The following is an 18,601-nucleotide window of genomic DNA, read 5'->3' as shown; positions in this document are numbered from 1 at the left end:
TATCGTCCTCTATCGTGAGATGTAACCTGATAATTTCATATTATGGCACTTTCGACCTACTTTTTTTGTCAAAAGTTCGCTGTTTTTATGAAATTGACCACGATTATAGCTAATTCGTCGCAAATGGCAGCAATTTACTGGTCTAATGACTATGGCGGGTGTTTTTTTGAACGACTATTGCTGGCTGAGACTGGAATTTAGAACTTTGGAAAGGGCTGGGTCTAGGAAAGGCAGGTTCTAGGGAAATCAAGAACTAGGTCCTAGGGGAAAGCAGGTCCTAGGTCCTAGGAAAAAAAGATTAAGATCAAGGTTCTAGGGAAGATCAGGTCCTAGGAAAATCAGGTCCTAGATCCTAGGGGAAAAACAACACCAGAACCCAAAACTCCAAACCTAAAGAGCCAAAGAACCTAGGACCTAGAACCTAAAGCTGCGCTTTCTCGGCAATCAACTTATCGACCACGCTTGGATCGGCAAGCGTTGAGGTATCGCCTAAGTTGCTAGTATCTCCAGTGGCAATTTTACGTAAAATACGGCGCATGATTTTACCTGAGCGAGTTTTCGGCAGTGAGTCGGTCCAATGCAGTACATCTGGTGTGGCGATAGGGCCAATCTCTTTACGCACCCAATCTTTGACTTCTTTGTGTAGCTCAGCGCTAGGGTAGACGCCATGATTAAGGGTAATGTAAGCGTAGATCGCTTGCCCTTTAATATCGTGTGGGATGCCCACAATCGCCGCTTCGGCAATTTTATCAAACGCAACTAGGGCCGATTCGATCTCTGCGGTACCCATTCGGTGGCCAGATACGTTTAAGACATCATCGACTCGTCCGGTTATCCAATAATAGCCATCTTCATCACGACGTGCGCCATCGCTAGTAAAGTACATACCTTGGAAAGTAGAGAAGTAGGTTTGTTCAAAGCGTTCATGATCGCCGTAGACGGTGCGCATTTGCCCTGGCCATGAATCGAGGATCACTAAGTTACCTTCACTTGCGCCCTCGATAAGGTTACCCATATTGTCGACTAATGCGGGTTGAACACCAAAGAAGGGACGTGTAGCTGAACCCGGTTTTAAAGCGGTCGCGCCAGGTAGAGGACTGATCAGAATGCCGCCTGTTTCCGTTTGCCACCAAGTATCGACAATCGGAGATTGCTCGTTACCAATCGTTTTGTAATACCACTGCCAAGCTTCAGGGTTAATCGGTTCACCCACCGAGCCCATGATGCGTAAGCTGCTACGGTGCGTCCCTTTAATGGCCTCATCACCTTTTGCCATCAAAGCCCGAATCGCGGTTGGTGCAGTATAAAGGATATTGACTTGGTGTTTATCGACCACTTGGCTCATACGGTTAGTGTCGGGATAATTTGGCACACCCTCAAATAAAAGGGTTTTGGCACCATTGGCTAATGGACCATAGAGGAGATAAGTGTGTCCAGTTATCCAACCCACATCGGCGGTGCACCAGAAAGTTTCTTGGGGCTGATAATCAAAGATGTATTTAAAGGTCATCGCCGCATACACCAAATAGCCACCAGTGGTATGCAATACACCTTTTGGTTTTCCTGTCGAGCCTGACGTATAGAGAATAAATAGTGGATCTTCGGCTTTCATCTCTTCGGCTGGGCAGTGTTCAGAGACGCTAGCCATGGCTTCATGCCACCAGACATCTCGATGTTCGTGCCAGTCGACTTGACCGCCGGTGCGTTGGAAAACAATCACCTTATTAATGGTTTTAATCTCAGGATGAGTCAGCGCTTCATCGACGTTTTTCTTCAAGGGGACAGCGCGGCCAGCTCGCACGCCTTCGTCGGCGGTGATCACTAAGGTGGCATCGGAGTCGATGATCCGTCCAGAGAGGGCTTCCGGCGAAAATCCGCCAAAAACGACAGTATGTACGGCCCCAATTCGGGTACAGGCTAACATCGCCACAGCTGCTTCCGGTACCATGGGCATGTATAAACACACCACATCGCCTTTACGTACTCCTTGAGCTTTTAATACGTTAGCAAATCGGCAAACTTGTTGATGGAGCTGACGATAAGTCAGGGTGGTATCATTCGCGGGATCGTCGCCTTCCCAAATAATGGCAACCTGATCGCCACGCTCTGCTAAATGACGGTCAAGGCAGTTTGCCGAGACATTCAAGGTGCCATCTTCAAACCAACGAATGTCAACGTGTCCGGTATCAAACGAGGTGTTTTTCACTACGCTGAAGGGTTTTATCCAATCAACAATTTTGCCATGTTCACGCCAGAATCCTTCCGGATCGGTAACCGATTGTTGATACATAGCGAGATAAGTGTCGTTGTCGGCATGGGTACACGCTTTGACACTCTCTTTGACCGGATAAATATGGGCATCACTCATGACTAACTCTCCTTGTGTAAGCGGTAAATTCCCTTGTGCTCTGAGACCAACTTGAGGATCCGTGCTGTCGTTTGATCAAAGCGCTTTAACTGGCTGGTTGAACATCATTAATGGGAAGCTTTTTATGCCTTTAACTGTTAGTCACCAGCAAGATTTACACAATTAGACTTTAGGATGAGGCCTCGATTAGCTAAGAGCTGGGCTGTGCTGATAAGGGCTTTTTAGCTTCGGTAATCCGCCTTTACTGAGGCGTACAAAAACTAATGCAGCGGTAATCGCATCTTGCAAGGCATCGTGCTTGTTTTGCATTGGCAAGTCGAGATGATGGCAAATCGCTGCAAGGCTTAGATCAAAGTAGGCATTGGGTAACTGTTTTTCCAACTGTTGATGATAAAGCTGGCTGACTTCGATTAATGGATTAGGTAGTGGGAAGCCCAGTTGTTTACGACAGGCGATATCAAGAATCGTTTTATCATAACGAATGTGATAACCGACCAATGGACGATTACCGATAAACGCGAGCAACTGTTGTAAGGCTTGCTGCTCCGACAAACCATTAGCGAGATCTTGATGACGTAACTGATGAATGCGCACCGAACCCGAATCTAAGGACGTTGGAGCGGCGAGACGAATATGGAAAGCTTGGCTGGTAAGAATTCGATTGTCGATGATTTTTGTTGCGGCAATACTGACTAGCTCGGCACGTTGTGGATCAAGGCTGGTGGTTTCACAGTCTAAAGAGATCAGTTCGGTTTTGAGGGGCGCGGTAAACAGATCTTGATAAGGTGACCCCGCTAATTTGTGGTGCCAATAATATCTCGCCAGCCAGTTCATTAGCGTTACTCCCTAATTTGGTAATGATAACTCAACCATTGCTTAAACTTTTTCACGACATGCAGGCTGTGACGCAGTAAGTCTCTTTCAGTGCGATCGAGCTGACCAAGCTGAATATGATTGGCGTGATGTTGGTTAGTGATTTGTTGCGCTAGACGCAATTTTAAAAACAGTTTTAACGCTTCTCTTAAGTTATCAGCGGTCTGTTTTTCTAATGCCTGTTGTGCCTGCAGTGCTTCAATGCGTTGAAAGGTATTCGTGCTGCTGATTTGATATTCAAGACTTAGCGCCCGCACGCCATGAACAATAGGAAAAATCCCCCCTTTCTTAATGTCCAAGCCGGATTTACTCGATTTAAGGTGGCCAAATAAGGTCAGGGGTAGCGAAAAATTCAGTGCTGGACGAGTAAACTCAGCCAATACCGCATATTGCCCGTAGATGCGGGTCTGTAAATGGTGTTTTACTGGTGCGAGTAAGGCTTTATTTCCTGCTACTGGGTAGGCATCAGCAAAGATAGCGAGGTTGAGCATGTGCTCGGGTCGCCTTGTCTGAATCCAATGGCTGATGGTCGTTCGCCAATCGGTTTGTGATTGTACCCAGTCAGGATTATTGACCATGACTTTCCCTGGACACAGTGGGTAGCCAAGCTGGACTAAAGTGTGGGTGAGCGTTTCTAGCCATGGTGTAGAGTGAGACCATTGAGCTTCATCGGCGATGATTAATGCATTGTCTTGATCGGTTTTGAGGATCTGCTCACCGCGCCCTTCTGAGCCTAAGACGACAAAGCAGCACTGCTGTTGCGCTTCACTGGGTACGATCAGTTGGAAGGCTTTTTCGATGATCTGCTCATTAACTGCCGCGATCAGTTCCATGATAAAGCGCGTTCTTATTCCTCGGTTGAGTAGGCTTTCGACCAGTTGCTGCTGCTTGTTCGCCGCAAAAGCCAACTCATCAATGCTCGTGGCGCGAGCAATGGTTAGCGTTAAAACGTGGGAGTGGGTCGAAAAAGCACTTAAGATTTGGACCATCGATAAAATACCCACGGCTTTACGTCCTTCACAGACCACCAAGCGTTTGACCTTGTGCCTCGTCATGCTGATCATTGCGTTAAACAGGAAATCCCCTTGTTGGATATGCAGGATGGGAGAGGTGGCTATCTCGCCGACTTCAGTCTGTTGTGTATGACCTTCTAACATAATTGCATGTAAAAGATTACTGCGGGTAACGATGCCATAGGGGGGAGTATCTGAGGAGTCTGCGCGTCGGTCACCGATAGGCCATTCGACTAAGGCCGCATCCACGCGGCGACTTTTCATCTCTTGAGTGACTTCAGCTAAGGTCTGATCGGGTTTGACCAACGTTGGCGCAAGGTAGAGCTCAGGTTCTATTTTGGTCAGAATAAACTCAGCCAGATTTTTCTGCTGCTGGGCGACTTCAATCAGCTCTTGACGCTTGGCCAAGTTGGTTTCGAAATACGCCGAAAATTGGTGATTTTCACGGCACAGAGCCAGAAAAAGTTTTTTGGGTAGCAAATAACTTAAGGTGTCTTCTAGTGCGACGTATTGATGCTTGGCGGAGGTTTCAAACAGAGCTCGCACGTCAAACATATCTTCATTAGTGTAGTGAGCATAGAGCGTTTTACCGTCCACCGAGCGCTCTTCTACCGTGCCTTTGATCAGAATCCACAGTTGATGACACGCTTGTCCCTGTTGGATCAACACGTCGTGCTCACGATAGTAAGCAATATCTAAAGCGGCGCGCAATCGCTGTTGTTGGGCCTCGGTTAAGCTGCTAAAGGGAGGCGAGAGCATGTTAAATTTGTCCGGCATAGTTAACTCACCTTGATAAGTGGGATGCTTGCTCTTTGTTCTGTCTGTTTTACGACGCGAATCAATCCGCCGCACTTATCGATAAGTGTGGCTGCTTTTCTCAAGCTCTCCAGACGACTTTGGTCTAATGTTGGTGCAATCGAATTGGCGACAATCGATGGACTATCGACAGTTATCTGTTTTTCTCCTCTGAGATTCTAGGGTCTGTTTATCTTTCGCGGTTAAATTTTGTTCGAGATAAAAGTGTTTTAATCGCGGCGAGAGGTTTGTAGCCTAGTTATTCTAGGCAAAACACCTCTCAACAAAGAGTAAAACACTTTTAGCCGAACCCTTCGGGCAGCGTTTGTGGCTCCTTTCTACGGCGTTATCGGCTTCTCAGGTAGAGTTACTACATATCAAAGCCTCTGCCTTGTATAAAGCAGCCACAAACTGCTGCAAAAATCAGCTCGAAAGATAAACAGACCCTAATCATTGACCGCTTAGCGTTTGTCAAACAACAGGGAAATCGTCAAGGCGATGAAAGATCCCTTTTTAGTTTTAGGGACTTATTGCATAATCGCCGGTTATTATCGGTGTCCGATGTGCTTTCTCTGTGGGTGATGTTCAGTGCGGTTAGCGGCGAGTGACGCGTTGGCAGGGACCCTGCGCTTTGGGCGATGAATTATTTAGGATCTGTTATGTTGAACCCTTCCCCTTTTGGGTGGATATCCCAATACTTTATTGGTTTCTTTTTTGCTTACGGGGTTTATTTACCGTTTTGGTCATTGTGGTTTGCCGATCAAGGTGTGTCGGCGACGGATATTGGCGTATTAGTTGGGATTGGTTTTGCAACCCGCTGTGTGGCGAATTTACTGTTTACACCACGGATCCATAAAGTCGAACATTTGTTACCTGCTTTACGTTGGCTCAGTTTAGCGGCGTTATTATTTATCGCGTTTCACTTTTTTACTGGCGGCAGTTTTTGGCTAATGGCCTTGGCAACGGTGTTATTTAACCTCTGTTGTGGGCCGATTGTTCCGCTTTCTGATGCGATGGCTAATTTTTACGCGAAACATCAATTACTTGATTACGGTCGTTCTCGTTTATGGGGATCGGTGGCTTTTATTGCCGGGTCGACAGTAGTTGGCTATTTGGTGGCGTTATACGGCAGTAGCATGATTCTCTATACCGCCTTATTTGGTGCGGCAATCACTTTGCTGTTCAGTCTGCGTAACCCGCAGGTGATGCCTGTTACTGAAAGTCACGCTCACGCTGTGCGCCCTAAATTAACGCAGTTACTGCGTGAATTACCTGTGATTAAGTTTTTGTTATTGATGGCTTTGATTCAAGGCAGCCACGCCGCTTACTACAGTTTTAGTGCGATTCACTGGAAGCAAGCTGGGCACTCGGAAGCGATCATCGGCTATTTATGGAGCTTGGGGGTAGTCGCTGAGGTTCTGGTGTTCGCCTTAAGTAAGCGTTTATTTGCCGGATGGAGTCTACGAGCGTTGTTCGTGGTGGCCGCCCTAGGGGTCATGTTGCGTTGGGGGCTGACTGCTTCGACAACGGCGATCATCGCGTTAGTCGCGATTCAACTGCTGCATGGCGTCACATTTGCGATGGCGCATATTGCCGCGATTCAATATATTCAGCATTCGCCTCAAAATAAAATGGTGGCTTTACAAGCGCTGTATAACGCCATTCCTCTTGGTGCGGTTATTGCGTTGCTAACCACGCTCAGTGGCTGGGGATACGATCACTTTGGTGCGGGAGTGTTTTGGGTCATGGCAGCAATGGGTGGGGTAGCACTATTGATTAAGGTTGAGTTACCGAGTTCAGTTATACAAGATGGACAAGCGGTTAAAGCTGAGCCTGAAGCACAGAATTGATGCTCAGTGATTGAGTTGTGAGTGAATCCTTTGTTAAATAACCTCTCCTTAAGGAGAGGTTTTTTTAGGCGCAGAAAAAAGGATTCCTAATGCATGGATGGATCGTAATCCCAGTTTCGCTGATGTATTTAGGCGTACTCTTTTTGATTGCGTGGTATGGCGATAGACAAACGCGCTGGTTAGCGCACTGGCGGCCTTGGATTTACAGTCTATCGATTGCGGTGTATTGCACGTCATGGACCTTTTATGGCACGGTCGGTCAAGCCAGTGCCAATCCTTGGTCTTTTTTACCTATCTATCTTGCACCGATGCTGGTGTTTATTTTTGGTTGGCGGGTATTAGCACGGCTGATCTTGATTGCTAAACGTGAGCACATTACCTCGATTGCCGATTTTATCGGTGCACGTTACGGCAAGTCGCAAGGGTTAGCCGTCACGGTGACCTTAATCGCGGTTGCCGGAATATTGCCTTATATCGCTTTGCAGTTACGTGGCATCACCATGGGACTGAATGTGGTTGCTCCAGATTTGTACGCTCAATTTGGCTATCAAGATGACCATATTTCTTGGTTTGTGGTTTTGGCGTTGGCGTTATTTACCATGTTGTTTGGTACGCGCCATATTGATAATACCGAGCATCATCGTGGCATGATGATGGCCATTGCGTTTGAATCGATAGTGAAATTGGTGGCCTTTTTGGCGGTGGGCTTGTTTGTTGGTTATGTGATTTTTTCGGATCACAACATCGACGTGTTGGCGATTGCCGAGCAAACGTATCAAGCCCCCAATTGGCCGACATTATTGGTTCATACTCTGTTAACCATGCTGGCGATTGTCTGCCTACCACGCCAATTTCATACCATGGTGGTAGAAAATGAGCGACCGCAAGATTTGCACACCGCCCGCTGGCTTTTTCCTCTGTATTTAATGTTGATGGGGTTATTTGTTTTACCGATAGCTTGGGTTGGCCAAGCGCTACTACCTAATGCTCCTGCCGATACGTTAGTGCTGAGTATTCCTATGCACGTCGGGGCTGAGCAGATTGCCTTATTGGCTTTTTTAGGCGGTACTTCGGCTGCGTCGGGGATGGTGATTGTATCGACGATAGCGTTGGCGATCATGGTTTCGAATGATCTTGTTATGCCTCTGTTGTTACGCCGCATGCGCTTAACACATCGTAACCACCGTCATTTCTCTGGTTTATTGGTGATTATTCGTCGCACCCTGATTTTATTCTTGCTATTGGGCGCGTGGGGATTTTATCTTGCCCTCGATAGCATTCCTTCTCTGTCTGCGATTGGCTTTCTTTCTTTTTCGGCCATTACCCAATTTGCCCCAGCTTTGCTTGGCGGAATGTACTGGCGAGATGGCAATCGCAAAGGCGTTTATGTGGGGTTAGTGGTTGGGTTCACCTTGTGGCTTATCACTCTCATGAGCGCAACACAAATGCTCGCTGGGGATGCGCAAAATAACGTTTTATTATGGTTGATCACTCCGCCTTCATGGTTATATGAGCTGGGAATGAGTCGCGTCGATTGGGGAATGCTACTCAGCGTATCACTCAATACGCTGTGTTATGTTGTCGTATCGTTAGTGACTCGCTCCAGCTTAAGTGAGCGCTTACAAGCGGCTTCATTTATTGGCACGCCACTGCCTGAAAATGAAAACATGAGCCTCTACCAAAGTCGGGTTACGGTGGCTGAGTTAGAAATGCTTGCGGCGCGTTTTGTCGGACGTTCCCGGGTGCGCAGTGCTTTTGCTCAGTTTTGGGCTCAGCAAAACGTCAGTTTAATGCCCAATCAACAAGCGCCCGCAGGATTGATTCGCCATACAGAACGTGTGCTAGCGGGGGTTTTTGGTGCTTCTTCGGCTAAGTTAGTCCTGACTTCGGCTCTACAAGGTCGAAAAATGCAGTTGGAAGAAGTGGCGACCATCGTTGATGAAGCCTCTGAGCTGTATGATTTTAGTCGGGGTTTGCTACAAGGCGCGATTGAGCATATCGGACAAGGGATTGCGGTAGTCGATAAACAGCTTAGGCTAGTGGCTTGGAACCAACGTTATTTAGAGTTGTTTCATTTTCCTGCTGGGTTAATCCAAGTTGGGCGGCCGATTGCCGATATTATTCGTCATAATGCTCAACAGGGATTATGTGGGCCGGGTGATCCTGAAGATCATGTTCGAAAGCGCGTCGAGTATTTACAACAAGGTTCAAGGCATACCTCATCTAGAATGCGCAGTGATGGGCGAGTGATTGAAGTGCAAGGCAATCCGATGCCCGGTGGTGGGTTTGTGATGAGCTTTAGTGATATCACGGTATTTCGCAATGCTGAACGTAACTTAAAAGAGGCCAACGAACACTTGGAAGAGCGAGTGGTTGAGCGGACGCGAGAGTTAGAAAAACTAAACCAACAGTTGGTTGTCGCCACTCAAAAAGCAGAGCGTGAATCACAATCGAAATCGCGTTTCTTAGCCGCGGTGAGCCATGATTTAATGCAGCCATTAAATGCGGCTCGTTTATTTGCATCGTCTTTATCTGAAGTGGCTAAAGAGCAAGAGTCTCAACGGTTAGCGCATCATATCGAAAGCGCGCTTAGCGCTGCGGAAGATTTAATTGGTGATTTACTGGATATCTCACGTTTAGAGTCGGGTAAGTTAGATATTCATCAGCATACGTTTCCAATCCATAGCATGTTAACTCATTTACAGGCCGAGTTTAGTGCGTTGGCTAAGCAACAGCAGGTACAATTTCATATGGTGCCGTCTTCGTTATATGTTCAGTCGGATCCGAAGTTACTGCGTCGCGTCATTCAAAATTTTCTCACTAATGCTTTTCGCTATAGTCCGCAAGGGCGAGTCGTACTTGGGGTGCGTCGCAGTCAAACCATGGTGCGTATTGAAGTATGGGATAATGGTTTTGGGATTGCTGAAGATAAACAGCAGGAAATTTTTGAAGAGTTTAATCGCGGTGGGCAGATTCGTTCTGATCAAGGTCTCGGCTTAGGTTTAGCGATATCAAAAGGCATTGCTCAGGCATTAGATCATGCTATTACCATGCGTTCTTGGCCAGGTAAAGGCAGCGTTTTCTCGCTTACTTTACCTCGTTCGCAAGCGATCTCTGTACCAACGCCTAGGCTGAAAGCGACGGAAACGTTATCTGATCTGAGCTATCTGCGAGTGTTATGCGTTGATAATGAGCCGGATATTTTAGTCGGGATGCGACAATTATTAGAGCGTTGGGGCTGTGAAGTAAAAACCGCCGTTGATTTGTTGTCAAGCTTGCAAGCATTAGAACAGCAATGGGTTCCTGATGTTATTTTATCCGACTATCGACTCGATCATGGCCGAACCGGCTTAGAAGTTTTGCAACAGTGCCGCTTAAGGTTAGGCGATTGTTTTTTTGGGGTGATCATCAGTGCTGATCGTAACCCAGACATTGTCGAAGGCATTCAAGCTGGAGGTTTTAGTTTTATGGCTAAGCCAATCAAACCTTTGAAATTGCGTGCTTTATTGAATCAGTGCCGATAAATCATCCTACCCCTGAGTCGTCGGGGGTAGGATGAGTTGACGGAGTGCTCGCGCTACTGGTCGCTATTGATCGTTAATGGCCAACCAATGTCGGTTTGACGGTTAGCTTCCAGTTCCAATTCACTACGAGTGAGCGGATTGTCTTGTAACCACTGTTGATTGATGGTTAACGTTAAATTATCGCCTTGCGCCTCAAGCAGCACTTCAGGCTCTAAGGCCGGATGACGTCGGTGGCTGAGCAGCACCGCCAAACGCAACAAACGTAATAAACGTTTTCCCGTGGTTCCAGAAAGAGCATGCTGCTCGGGTAGTGAGGTCAGTTGTTCTCGGTAACGACGGGTGAGCTCGGCTAAATATTGTTTTTGCGCACGGGTGTAACCGGGTAAATCGAGATGTTGTAGCAAGTACGCGCTGTGCTCGCCCCCTTTGCGAAAATCAATCGCTAAACCAATTTCATGCAATTGTGCAGCACTGCGTAATAACATTTCCGCTTGTGGTTCAGGAGCCCAGCTCTCTCCGCCACACTGGGCAAGCAGTCGACTGGCGAGAGTGGCCACCTGTTGAGCGTATTGACTGTCAATCTGATAGCGTTTTTGGATGCTTTGAATGGTGCGAGCGCGGATGTCCTCTTGACGAAGAGTCTCGACCATCTCATAGACTAACCCTTCACGTAATGCGCCACCGGCCAGTGTCATGGCTTCAATATTGAGTGACTCAAAAATAGCGATTAAGATCGATAAGCCGCTCGGAAAGACTAAAGCACGTTCTAAAGTTAAACCTTCAATATCCAATTCTTCAAGGTGATCCGCTAGCATCGCCTGCTTTTGCAAGCGTTTGAGTTTCGGGAGGGTGATGATCTCATCCATCCCTTGCGCCAACATGATCTCTTGTAGCGCTTGAACGGTACCACTGGCTCCGACGCAGACATTCCAACCCAATTGGCGATAAGTATCCAAGATGGGGTCTAGCATTTGCTTTGCCGCATAAATGGCATTGTTAAAGTTACTGGTATTGAGTTGGCGATCTTTAAAATGTCGCTCTAACCACGTAACACAGCCCATTTTTAAGCTGGTTAACGCATTAGCTTCAAACCCTTCACCAATAATCAACTCTGTGCTAGCACCACCAATATCAACCACTAATCGCCGACCCATACCTCCAGAGGTATGAGCTACACCTTTATAAATGGTTGCCGCTTCTTCTTCTCCGGTAATAACTTCGATAGGGTGACCTAAAATGGCATTTGCTTTTTGCAAGAATTGCTCAGCATTGATTGCCGTGCGTAGCGTCGCGGTACCGACAATCTTAATATGTGGTGCAGGAATATCTTGTAGGCGCTCGGCAAACAAACTTAAACAATCCCAGCCACGCTGCATCGCTTCTTGACTTAATGCATTCTGTTCATCCAATCCAGCAGCTAAGCGAACCTTGCGTTTAATTTTCGCTAGGGTTTGCACACTGCCATCGACGTGACGAACCACCAACATATGAAAGCTGTTAGAACCTAGGTCGATAGCCGCATAGAGCGGTGAAGAAGTGTGGTGACTCATAGATAAATTACGAATCCTTTTTCGGTCGTGGTGCACGTGGACGACGTTGTGGCTTTCGGTTACCTGAACGTGATCCTGTGGTGTTAGTCCGACGTTGCTGCGATGAAGAACGCAGAGTTAATGGCTTGGGTAAATCGGTCAATAGCGCGGTTGGATCGTAATCCGACATCGGAATCGAGTGCTCAATATACTCTTCAATCGCAGGTAGATTGACGGCGTACTCTTCACAGGCAAAACTGATCGAAGAACCACTTTCTCCCGCTCGACCTGTCCGGCCAATACGGTGGACATAATCTTCGCTATCGTCAGGTAAATCATAGTTAAAAACATGAGTCACTAAAGGAATATGCAATCCACGAGCAGCAACATCGGTAGCGACCAAAATGTCTAATTCACCTTGGGTAAATTGTTCTAAGATACGTTCACGTTTTTTCTGGGGTACATCACCAGTCAGTAGACCCACTCGATGTCCGTCAGCGGCTAAACTTCCCCAAACCTGTTCACAGCGATGTTTAGTATTGGCAAAAACAATCGCTTTATCTGGCCATTCTTCTTCAATAATGGTTTGTAAAAGGGCCATTTTATGTTCATTTGAAGGGTAGAACAGCTCTTCTTTAATGCGGTGGCCGGTTTTTTGGGTCGCTTCCACGACCACATGCTCTGGATTATGCATGTGCTCAAAGGCCAGTTCCTGAACACGATAAGACAACGTGGCAGAAAAGAGCATATTGAGACGTTCTTTAGGCTCGGGCATACGGCGGAATAAGAAACGGATATCTTTAATAAAGCCTAAATCAAACATCCGATCGGCTTCGTCCAACACAACGGCTTGAATATGGTTAAGGTTGAACGCTTTTTGTTTATAGAAATCGATGATACGTCCGGTGGTACCGATTAATACATCGACGCCTTCTTGAATTTTAGCCAGTTGCTTATCGTAGCTTTCACCACCATACGCTAGCGCGGTTTTTATGCCCGTAGTTGCAATTAATGATTCTGCATCGTTATAAATTTGAATCGCTAATTCACGCGTCGGGGCCATGATGATGGCGCGAGGCTGGTTAGGTTTTCGTCCTTCCGCTTCAGGGGTCGTCAGTAAGTGATTGAAGGTAGCAGTAAGAAACGCAAGGGTTTTACCAGTGCCCGTTTGGGCCTGGCCTGCAATGTCTTGGCCGGTGAGCAGGACCGGCAACGCCAAGGCTTGGATCGGGGTACAATATTCAAACCCTTTTTTATCCAATCCTTCAATGACTTGCGGGTGTAAACCGAAGTCGGCGAACTTTTGCTCTGTGATGTGTGTCTTTTTCATTGCTATAGAATATCAGCTTACACTTGCAATACGGAAGTAAATACATTCCAATAGAGCATCTAATTTACTGGTTGTTATGCAATCAGTTCAGAAAAACACATTGGAGTGGAAGATGAGTGATAAAATTTTGCAGCTTTCTGATGAAAGTTTTGAGAACGATGTGATCAAAGCTGCAGGCCCGGTTCTAGTCGATTTTTGGGCAGAATGGTGCGGACCATGTAAAATGATCGCCCCGATTCTTGATGAAATCGCTGAAGAGTACCAAGGCAAACTCACTATCGGTAAATTGAATATCGACCACAATGCAGGAACGCCACCTAAGTTCGGTATTCGCGGTATTCCTACCCTTCTTTTATTCAAAGATGGTAGTGTTGCAGCAACTAAAGTTGGCGCGTTGTCTAAAACTCAATTGAAAGAGTTTTTGGACGCCAATCTGTAGCGCAAAGTGTAAAACCGCACCTCACGTGCGGTTTTCTTTTGCAAAAAACATTTTCTAGACTACGCTTATTTTTAGTGTTAGTTTATCGCACGTTAATTAAACAAGTGTTCACTTCTTGGTCAATCCTGAGACCAAATCCATCTTAACTAGAAAATAGATCCTATTTTGACTAAACAAGTATCCACCACAATGAATCTAACAGAATTGAAGAGCAGACCTGTGTCTGATCTTGTGAAACTTGGTGAGAGCCTAGGCCTTGAAAACCTCGCGCGTCTAAGAAAACAAGACATCATCTTCGCTATCCTTAAAGCACATGCAAAAGGCGGTGAAGATATTTTTGGCGACGGGGTCTTGGAAATTCTTCAAGACGGTTTTGGTTTCTTACGCAGTGCAGACAGCTCCTACTTGGCTGGCCCTGACGACATCTATGTGTCACCGAGCCAAATTCGTCGCTTTAACTTGCGCACGGGTGACTCGATTGCTGGGAAAATCCGTCCACCCAAAGAAGGTGAACGTTACTTCGCACTGCTTAAAGTGAACACGGTTAACCACGACAAACCTGACAACGCCCGCAACAAAATTCTTTTCGAAAACTTAACACCTTTACATGCTAATGAACGCATGGTGATGGAACGTGGTAATGGTTCTACGGAAGACATTACTGCTCGAGTTCTTGATCTTGCCGCTCCGATTGGTAAAGGACAACGTGGTTTGATTGTTGCTCCGCCAAAAGCGGGTAAGACCATGTTATTGCAAAATATTGCCCAGAGTATTGCTAACAATCACCCTGAGTGTGTTTTGATGGTATTACTGATTGATGAACGCCCAGAAGAAGTCACGGAAATGCAACGCCTTGTTAAAGGTGAAGTGATTGCTTCTACCTTTGATGAACCAGCATCGCGTCACGTACAAGTGGCTGATATGGTAATCGAAAAAGCCAAGCGTTTGGTTGAGCATAAAAAAGATGTCGTTATCTTACTCGACTCCATTACCCGTTTAGCTCGTGCTTACAATACGGTTGTCCCTTCATCAGGTAAAGTACTGACGGGTGGTGTTGACGCTAACGCTTTGCATCGTCCTAAACGTTTCTTTGGTGCCGCGCGTAATGTTGAAGAGGGAGGCAGCTTAACCATTATTGCTACCGCTCTTGTCGATACAGGCTCAAAAATGGATGAAGTGATTTACGAAGAATTTAAAGGGACAGGTAACATGGAACTGCACCTTAATCGTAAAATTGCTGAAAAACGCGTCTTCCCAGCGATAGATTTTAACCGTTCAGGTACGCGCCGCGAAGAGTTGCTCACGAAGACGGATGAGCTGCAAAAAATGTGGATTCTACGTAAGATTGTTCATCCAATGGGTGAAACTGATGCGATGGAATTCCTGATTGATAAGTTGGCCATGACCAAAACCAACGATGAATTCTTTGATGCGATGCGCCGTCAATAAAGTGAAGTAAAATCCTCTAAAACACCACACTATTAGCGTGGTGTTTTTTTTTGGAAAAATCCAACCTCGTACGTTGATTTTAACTAAATAGACAAAGAGATGGTGGAAAGAGCGCTGAAATAAAGCGCTTTTTTGTTATACTAAGTTCAAGGTAATCAACGACAAGAAAGCTTATGAATTTTAAGGATTTACGTGATTTTATTGACTATCTTGAACAGCGTGGTGAGTTAAAACGCGTTGCTCATCCGGTTGATCCTCATTATGAAATGACCGAAATCAGTGACCGTACACTGCGAGCGGGCGGACCAGCGCTGTTATTTGAAAATCCAATTGGCTATGACTTGCCAGTATTGACCAATTTATTTGGTACTCCCGAACGTGTTGCCATGGGGATGGGCCGAGAAAGTGTACAGGATTTGCGTGAGGTTGGTAAATTGCTCGCTTATCTTAAAGAGCCTGAGCCTCCGCGTGGTTTTAAAGATGCCTTAGATAAGCTGCCCGTTTTCCGGCAAGTACTTAATATGCCCGTTAAGCGTTTACGAAAAGCACCATGCCAACAAATCATCTGGCAGGGTGATGAGGTTGATTTAGATAAAATCCCAGTCATGAGTTGTTGGCCTAATGATGTCGCACCTTTATTAACTTGGGGATTAACGATTACTCGTGGCCCCAATAAAAAACGTCAGAACTTAGGCATTTACCGTCAACAAAAAATTGCTAAAAATAAAGTTATTATGCGTTGGTTAGCGCATCGTGGTGGTGCACTCGATCTGCGAGATTGGATGGAAACACATCCGGGAGAGCCTTTTCCTATTTCGGTCGCTTTTGGCGCTGATCCTGCAACGATTCTTGGTGCGGTTACTCCGGTGCCTGATACGCTATCTGAATATGCTTTTGCTGGTTTATTACGTGGTAGCAAAACAGAAGTGGTTAAATCGGTGAGTAATGACTTAGAGGTCCCTGCGAGTGCTGAAATTGTCCTTGAAGGTTATATTGACCCTAATGAGTTTGCTGACGAAGGACCTTATGGTGACCATACCGGTTATTACAATGAAGTTGAGCGTCATCACGTCTTTACGGTTACTCATGTAACCATGCGCCAACAACCGATTTACCACAGTACTTACACCGGACGCCCACCTGATGAGCCTGCCGTACTAGGGGTTGCATTAAATGAGGTGTTTGTCCCGATACTACAAAAACAGTTTCCTGAAATTGTTGATTTCTATTTGCCTCCGGAAGGTTGCTCGTATCGCATGGCGATAGTCACGATTAAAAAACAATATCCAGGTCATGCTAAGCGAGTAATGATGGGAGTTTGGTCGTTTCTCCGTCAATTTATGTATACGAAGTTTGTGATTGTCTGTGATGAAAGCGTTGATGCTCGAAATTGGTCGTCGGTCATTCAAGCGATGTGTGAGCATATGGATCCGGTTCGCGACAGTTTGATGATTGAAAACACCCCCATCGATTCGCTAGATTTTGCTTCGCCGGTGGTGGGGTTGGGTTCTAAAATGGGCTTAGATGCTACTCGTAAATGGCCAGCAGAATCAGTCAGTGATAAACCCAATCCATCCAATACCTTTGCATCGTTAACAGAACAAGACATTGCGGTTTTTAAAGAGCAGTATCCACAAGTGATCGATCTGTATTTGCCTGAAAGTGCTCACAATCAATTTGCGCTCGTGGCAATGGAAAAAGTCCAAGCTGGACAATCTCAACGGATACTTGAAGCGGTATGGCAGTTTTTATCTCAGTTTGCTCACGTTAAATTTGTGGTACTTTGTGATGATGATGTTAATGTTCGTGATTGGAATGATGTTATCTGGGCGATTACCACCCGTATGGATCCTGCACGTGATACGGTGAGCGATAAGAATCACAATACCTTTGTCAGTCAGTTAGGTTTCGATGCCACTAATAAACTTGCTGGAGAAGTCGAGCGTGAATGGGGGACTCCGATTAAGAAGGATCCTCAGTTAGTTGCTAAAGTCGATCAAATGTGGCCTTTGTTAAAGATCGATTAACCTATCGTCTGCGTATTTGTCAGGTCTGGTTATCAAACATTCATTATTTTTATCGGTGAAGTCAGTCATCACCTCAGTAAGGATGCCTACCAAGAAAAGGTCGCTGAGGTAAAAGGTTACTGGCTCAATCTTTTTACGTCATATAGCACTTACTTTGGTTAAGTAAGGAAGAGGAAGTCATGACCATTCAATGTAAAGTGAAGTTGATTCAGCCTTTGGCCAATCATACCTATCAGATTTTACTGCAACCGACTACACCAGTTGCTTTTAAAGCCGGTCAGTACCTTATGGTGGTAATGGGTGAAAAAGATAAGCGGCCTTTCTCAATAGCCAGTAGTCCATGCCGTGATAATGGAGAGCTGGAACTTCATATTGGCGCTGCCGAACATAATGCTTACGCACAGGAAGTGGTGCAGGTTATGCAACAAGCACTTGAACAGCAAGGCGAAGTAACGATCGATGCGCCTCACGGAGAGGCATGGTTACAAGAAGATGCGAAACGACCATTACTCTTGATCGCAGGCGGCACAGGATTTAGTTATGTTCGCTCGATTTTAGATCGCTGTCTAGCACTGGGCAATATCACACCGATTTATCTTTATTGGGGAGCCAGAGATGAAGCGCAGCTCTATGCTTTGCAAGAGCTACAAACGATAACAGATCAATATGCCCATGTTCACTTTGTTCCTGTTGTTGAAAAAGCACCGGCAGAATGGTCAGGCAAAATTGGCAATGTATTACAAGCGGTGATGGCAGATTTTGACTCATTAGCAGAATTTGATATCTATATAGCAGGTCGATTTGATATGGCGGGTGCAGCGAGAGATCAATTTACCCAACATAAACAAGCAATCAGCGAGCGGATGTTCGCCGATGCTTATGCGTTTATATGAGAAAAGACATCGATTGATTAAAATGCGTACAGTGATGTTCAATAATTGGTCGCTTGTGCGTTTTTTAAAGATATTTTGATAAAAAGCACTTGCCAAGCCAAACGAACTCCCTATAATGCGCCCTCACTGACACGGCAGACGCCGCAAGGCTTCAAGCAGTGTTGGTTGAGGGAAAGCTTCTAAAAAAGAAAATTTGAAAAAGTGTTTGACTCTTCAAATTAACTCGCTAGAATTCACCTCCGCTTCGAAGCTCAACGAGAGATTCGCAAGCTAGCTCTTTAACAATTTAAACCAATCAATCTGTGTGGGCACTCGTTGATGATAATCAAAATGCTTAGCAATAAGCACTTCGGTTTCAATGAACTGAGTGACCAAATTGATAGCGCTTTTAGCACTATCGGCACAGTCAATTCATTATCGTTCTGTTGGAACGATAATAGCTTTGAATTACGCTTCTATTTATAGGAGCTAGGTAATTTAGAGTCAGTATTCATTGAGCCAAAAAGAACTT

Annotated in this window: 11 protein-coding genes; 6 read left to right on the top strand and 5 right to left on the bottom strand. The window is 45.9% G+C overall.

Translation table 11 applies throughout. The features are described 5' to 3' along the window. Positions 1-421: 421 nt before the first annotated feature. The 3 genes from acs to FKN88_RS14375 all read right to left on the bottom strand — a co-directional run bounded on the left by acs (position 422) and on the right by FKN88_RS14375 (position 5,031). Positions 422-2,368 (bottom strand): acetate--CoA ligase, encoded by a 1,947-nt coding sequence (gene acs, locus FKN88_RS14385; RefSeq protein WP_158144364.1) that lies wholly within the window; start codon positions 2,366-2,368, stop codon positions 422-424. A 186-nt stretch (positions 2,369-2,554) separates the two neighbouring features. Continuing rightward, entirely contained in the window at positions 2,555-3,202 is a 648-nt protein-coding gene (locus FKN88_RS14380) for a 3'-5' exonuclease (RefSeq protein ID WP_306687619.1), read from the bottom strand. Positions 3,203-3,207: 5 nt separating this feature from the next. Continuing rightward, positions 3,208-5,031 carry a DUF294 nucleotidyltransferase-like domain-containing protein gene (locus FKN88_RS14375; protein ID WP_306687620.1) on the bottom strand — a complete coding sequence of 608 codons (1,824 nt, stop codon included), beginning with the start codon at positions 5,029-5,031 and terminating at the stop codon, positions 3,208-3,210. Between the two features lie 677 nt (positions 5,032-5,708). Between FKN88_RS14375 and FKN88_RS14370 the strand changes: the two genes are divergently transcribed. Beyond that, on the top strand, positions 5,709-6,899 hold the full coding sequence (locus FKN88_RS14370) for a 3-phenylpropionate MFS transporter (protein WP_186461174.1): 1,191 nt from the start codon (positions 5,709-5,711) through the stop codon (positions 6,897-6,899). An 89-nt stretch (positions 6,900-6,988) separates the two neighbouring features. Further along, positions 6,989-10,423: a hybrid sensor histidine kinase/response regulator gene (locus tag FKN88_RS14365; protein WP_306687621.1), complete on the top strand. Its 3,435-nt coding sequence runs from the start codon at positions 6,989-6,991 to the stop codon at positions 10,421-10,423. A 53-nt stretch (positions 10,424-10,476) separates the two neighbouring features. Here the strand turns inward: FKN88_RS14365 and gppA are convergent, their stop codons facing one another. Together gppA and rhlB are read right to left on the bottom strand one after the other, a co-directional pair. Beyond that, complete coding sequence (gene gppA, locus FKN88_RS14360; protein ID WP_306687622.1) at positions 10,477-11,973, bottom strand: guanosine-5'-triphosphate,3'-diphosphate diphosphatase; 1,497 nt, start codon at positions 11,971-11,973, stop codon at positions 10,477-10,479. 7 nt (positions 11,974-11,980) lie between these two features. Next, on the bottom strand, positions 11,981-13,282 hold the full coding sequence (rhlB, locus tag FKN88_RS14355; protein WP_004397313.1) for an ATP-dependent RNA helicase RhlB: 1,302 nt from the start codon (positions 13,280-13,282) through the stop codon (positions 11,981-11,983). Positions 13,283-13,394: 112 nt separating this feature from the next. On the opposite strand from rhlB, the gene trxA reads away from it, so the two are divergent. The 4 genes from trxA to fre all read left to right on the top strand — a co-directional run bounded on the left by trxA (position 13,395) and on the right by fre (position 18,090). Further along, positions 13,395-13,721, top strand: coding sequence for a thioredoxin TrxA (gene trxA / locus FKN88_RS14350; protein ID WP_004397310.1), 327 nt, complete (start codon positions 13,395-13,397; stop codon positions 13,719-13,721). A gap of 189 nt (positions 13,722-13,910) precedes the next feature. Further along, positions 13,911-15,170 (top strand): transcription termination factor Rho, encoded by a 1,260-nt coding sequence (gene rho / locus FKN88_RS14345; protein WP_040905638.1) that lies wholly within the window; start codon positions 13,911-13,913, stop codon positions 15,168-15,170. A gap of 173 nt (positions 15,171-15,343) precedes the next feature. Continuing rightward, positions 15,344-17,197 (top strand): 4-hydroxy-3-polyprenylbenzoate decarboxylase, encoded by a 1,854-nt coding sequence (ubiD, locus tag FKN88_RS14340; protein WP_306687623.1) that lies wholly within the window; start codon positions 15,344-15,346, stop codon positions 17,195-17,197. A gap of 179 nt (positions 17,198-17,376) precedes the next feature. Next, positions 17,377-18,090 carry an NAD(P)H-flavin reductase gene (fre, locus tag FKN88_RS14335; protein WP_154169373.1) on the top strand — a complete coding sequence of 238 codons (714 nt, stop codon included), beginning with the start codon at positions 17,377-17,379 and terminating at the stop codon, positions 18,088-18,090. The last annotated feature ends 511 nt before the right edge of the window (positions 18,091-18,601 follow it).

This window comes from Vibrio sp. 2017_1457_13 (assembly GCF_030851525.1).
GTDB classification, from domain to species: Bacteria; Pseudomonadota; Gammaproteobacteria; order Enterobacterales; family Vibrionaceae; genus Vibrio; species Vibrio metschnikovii.
This window is presented reverse-complemented; position numbering and strand designations above follow the sequence as displayed.

Excerpts from the sequence above, each read along its gene's own strand:
- acs (WP_158144364.1), bottom strand. The coding sequence starts at position 2,368 with ATGAGTGATGCCCATATTTATCCGGTCAAAGAGAGTGTCAAAGCGTGT.
- FKN88_RS14380 (WP_306687619.1), bottom strand. The coding sequence starts at position 3,202 with ATGAACTGGCTGGCGAGATATTATTGGCACCACAAATTAGCGGGGTCA.
- FKN88_RS14375 (WP_306687620.1), bottom strand. The coding sequence starts at position 5,031 with ATGCCGGACAAATTTAACATGCTCTCGCCTCCCTTTAGCAGCTTAACC.
- FKN88_RS14370 (WP_186461174.1), top strand. The coding sequence starts at position 5,709 with ATGTTGAACCCTTCCCCTTTTGGGTGGATATCCCAATACTTTATTGGT.
- FKN88_RS14365 (WP_306687621.1), top strand. The coding sequence starts at position 6,989 with ATGCATGGATGGATCGTAATCCCAGTTTCGCTGATGTATTTAGGCGTA.
- gppA (WP_306687622.1), bottom strand. The coding sequence starts at position 11,973 with ATGAGTCACCACACTTCTTCACCGCTCTATGCGGCTATCGACCTAGGT.
- rhlB (WP_004397313.1), bottom strand. The coding sequence starts at position 13,282 with ATGAAAAAGACACACATCACAGAGCAAAAGTTCGCCGACTTCGGTTTA.
- trxA (WP_004397310.1), top strand. The coding sequence starts at position 13,395 with ATGAGTGATAAAATTTTGCAGCTTTCTGATGAAAGTTTTGAGAACGAT.
- rho (WP_040905638.1), top strand. The coding sequence starts at position 13,911 with ATGAATCTAACAGAATTGAAGAGCAGACCTGTGTCTGATCTTGTGAAA.
- ubiD (WP_306687623.1), top strand. The coding sequence starts at position 15,344 with ATGAATTTTAAGGATTTACGTGATTTTATTGACTATCTTGAACAGCGT.
- fre (WP_154169373.1), top strand. The coding sequence starts at position 17,377 with ATGACCATTCAATGTAAAGTGAAGTTGATTCAGCCTTTGGCCAATCAT.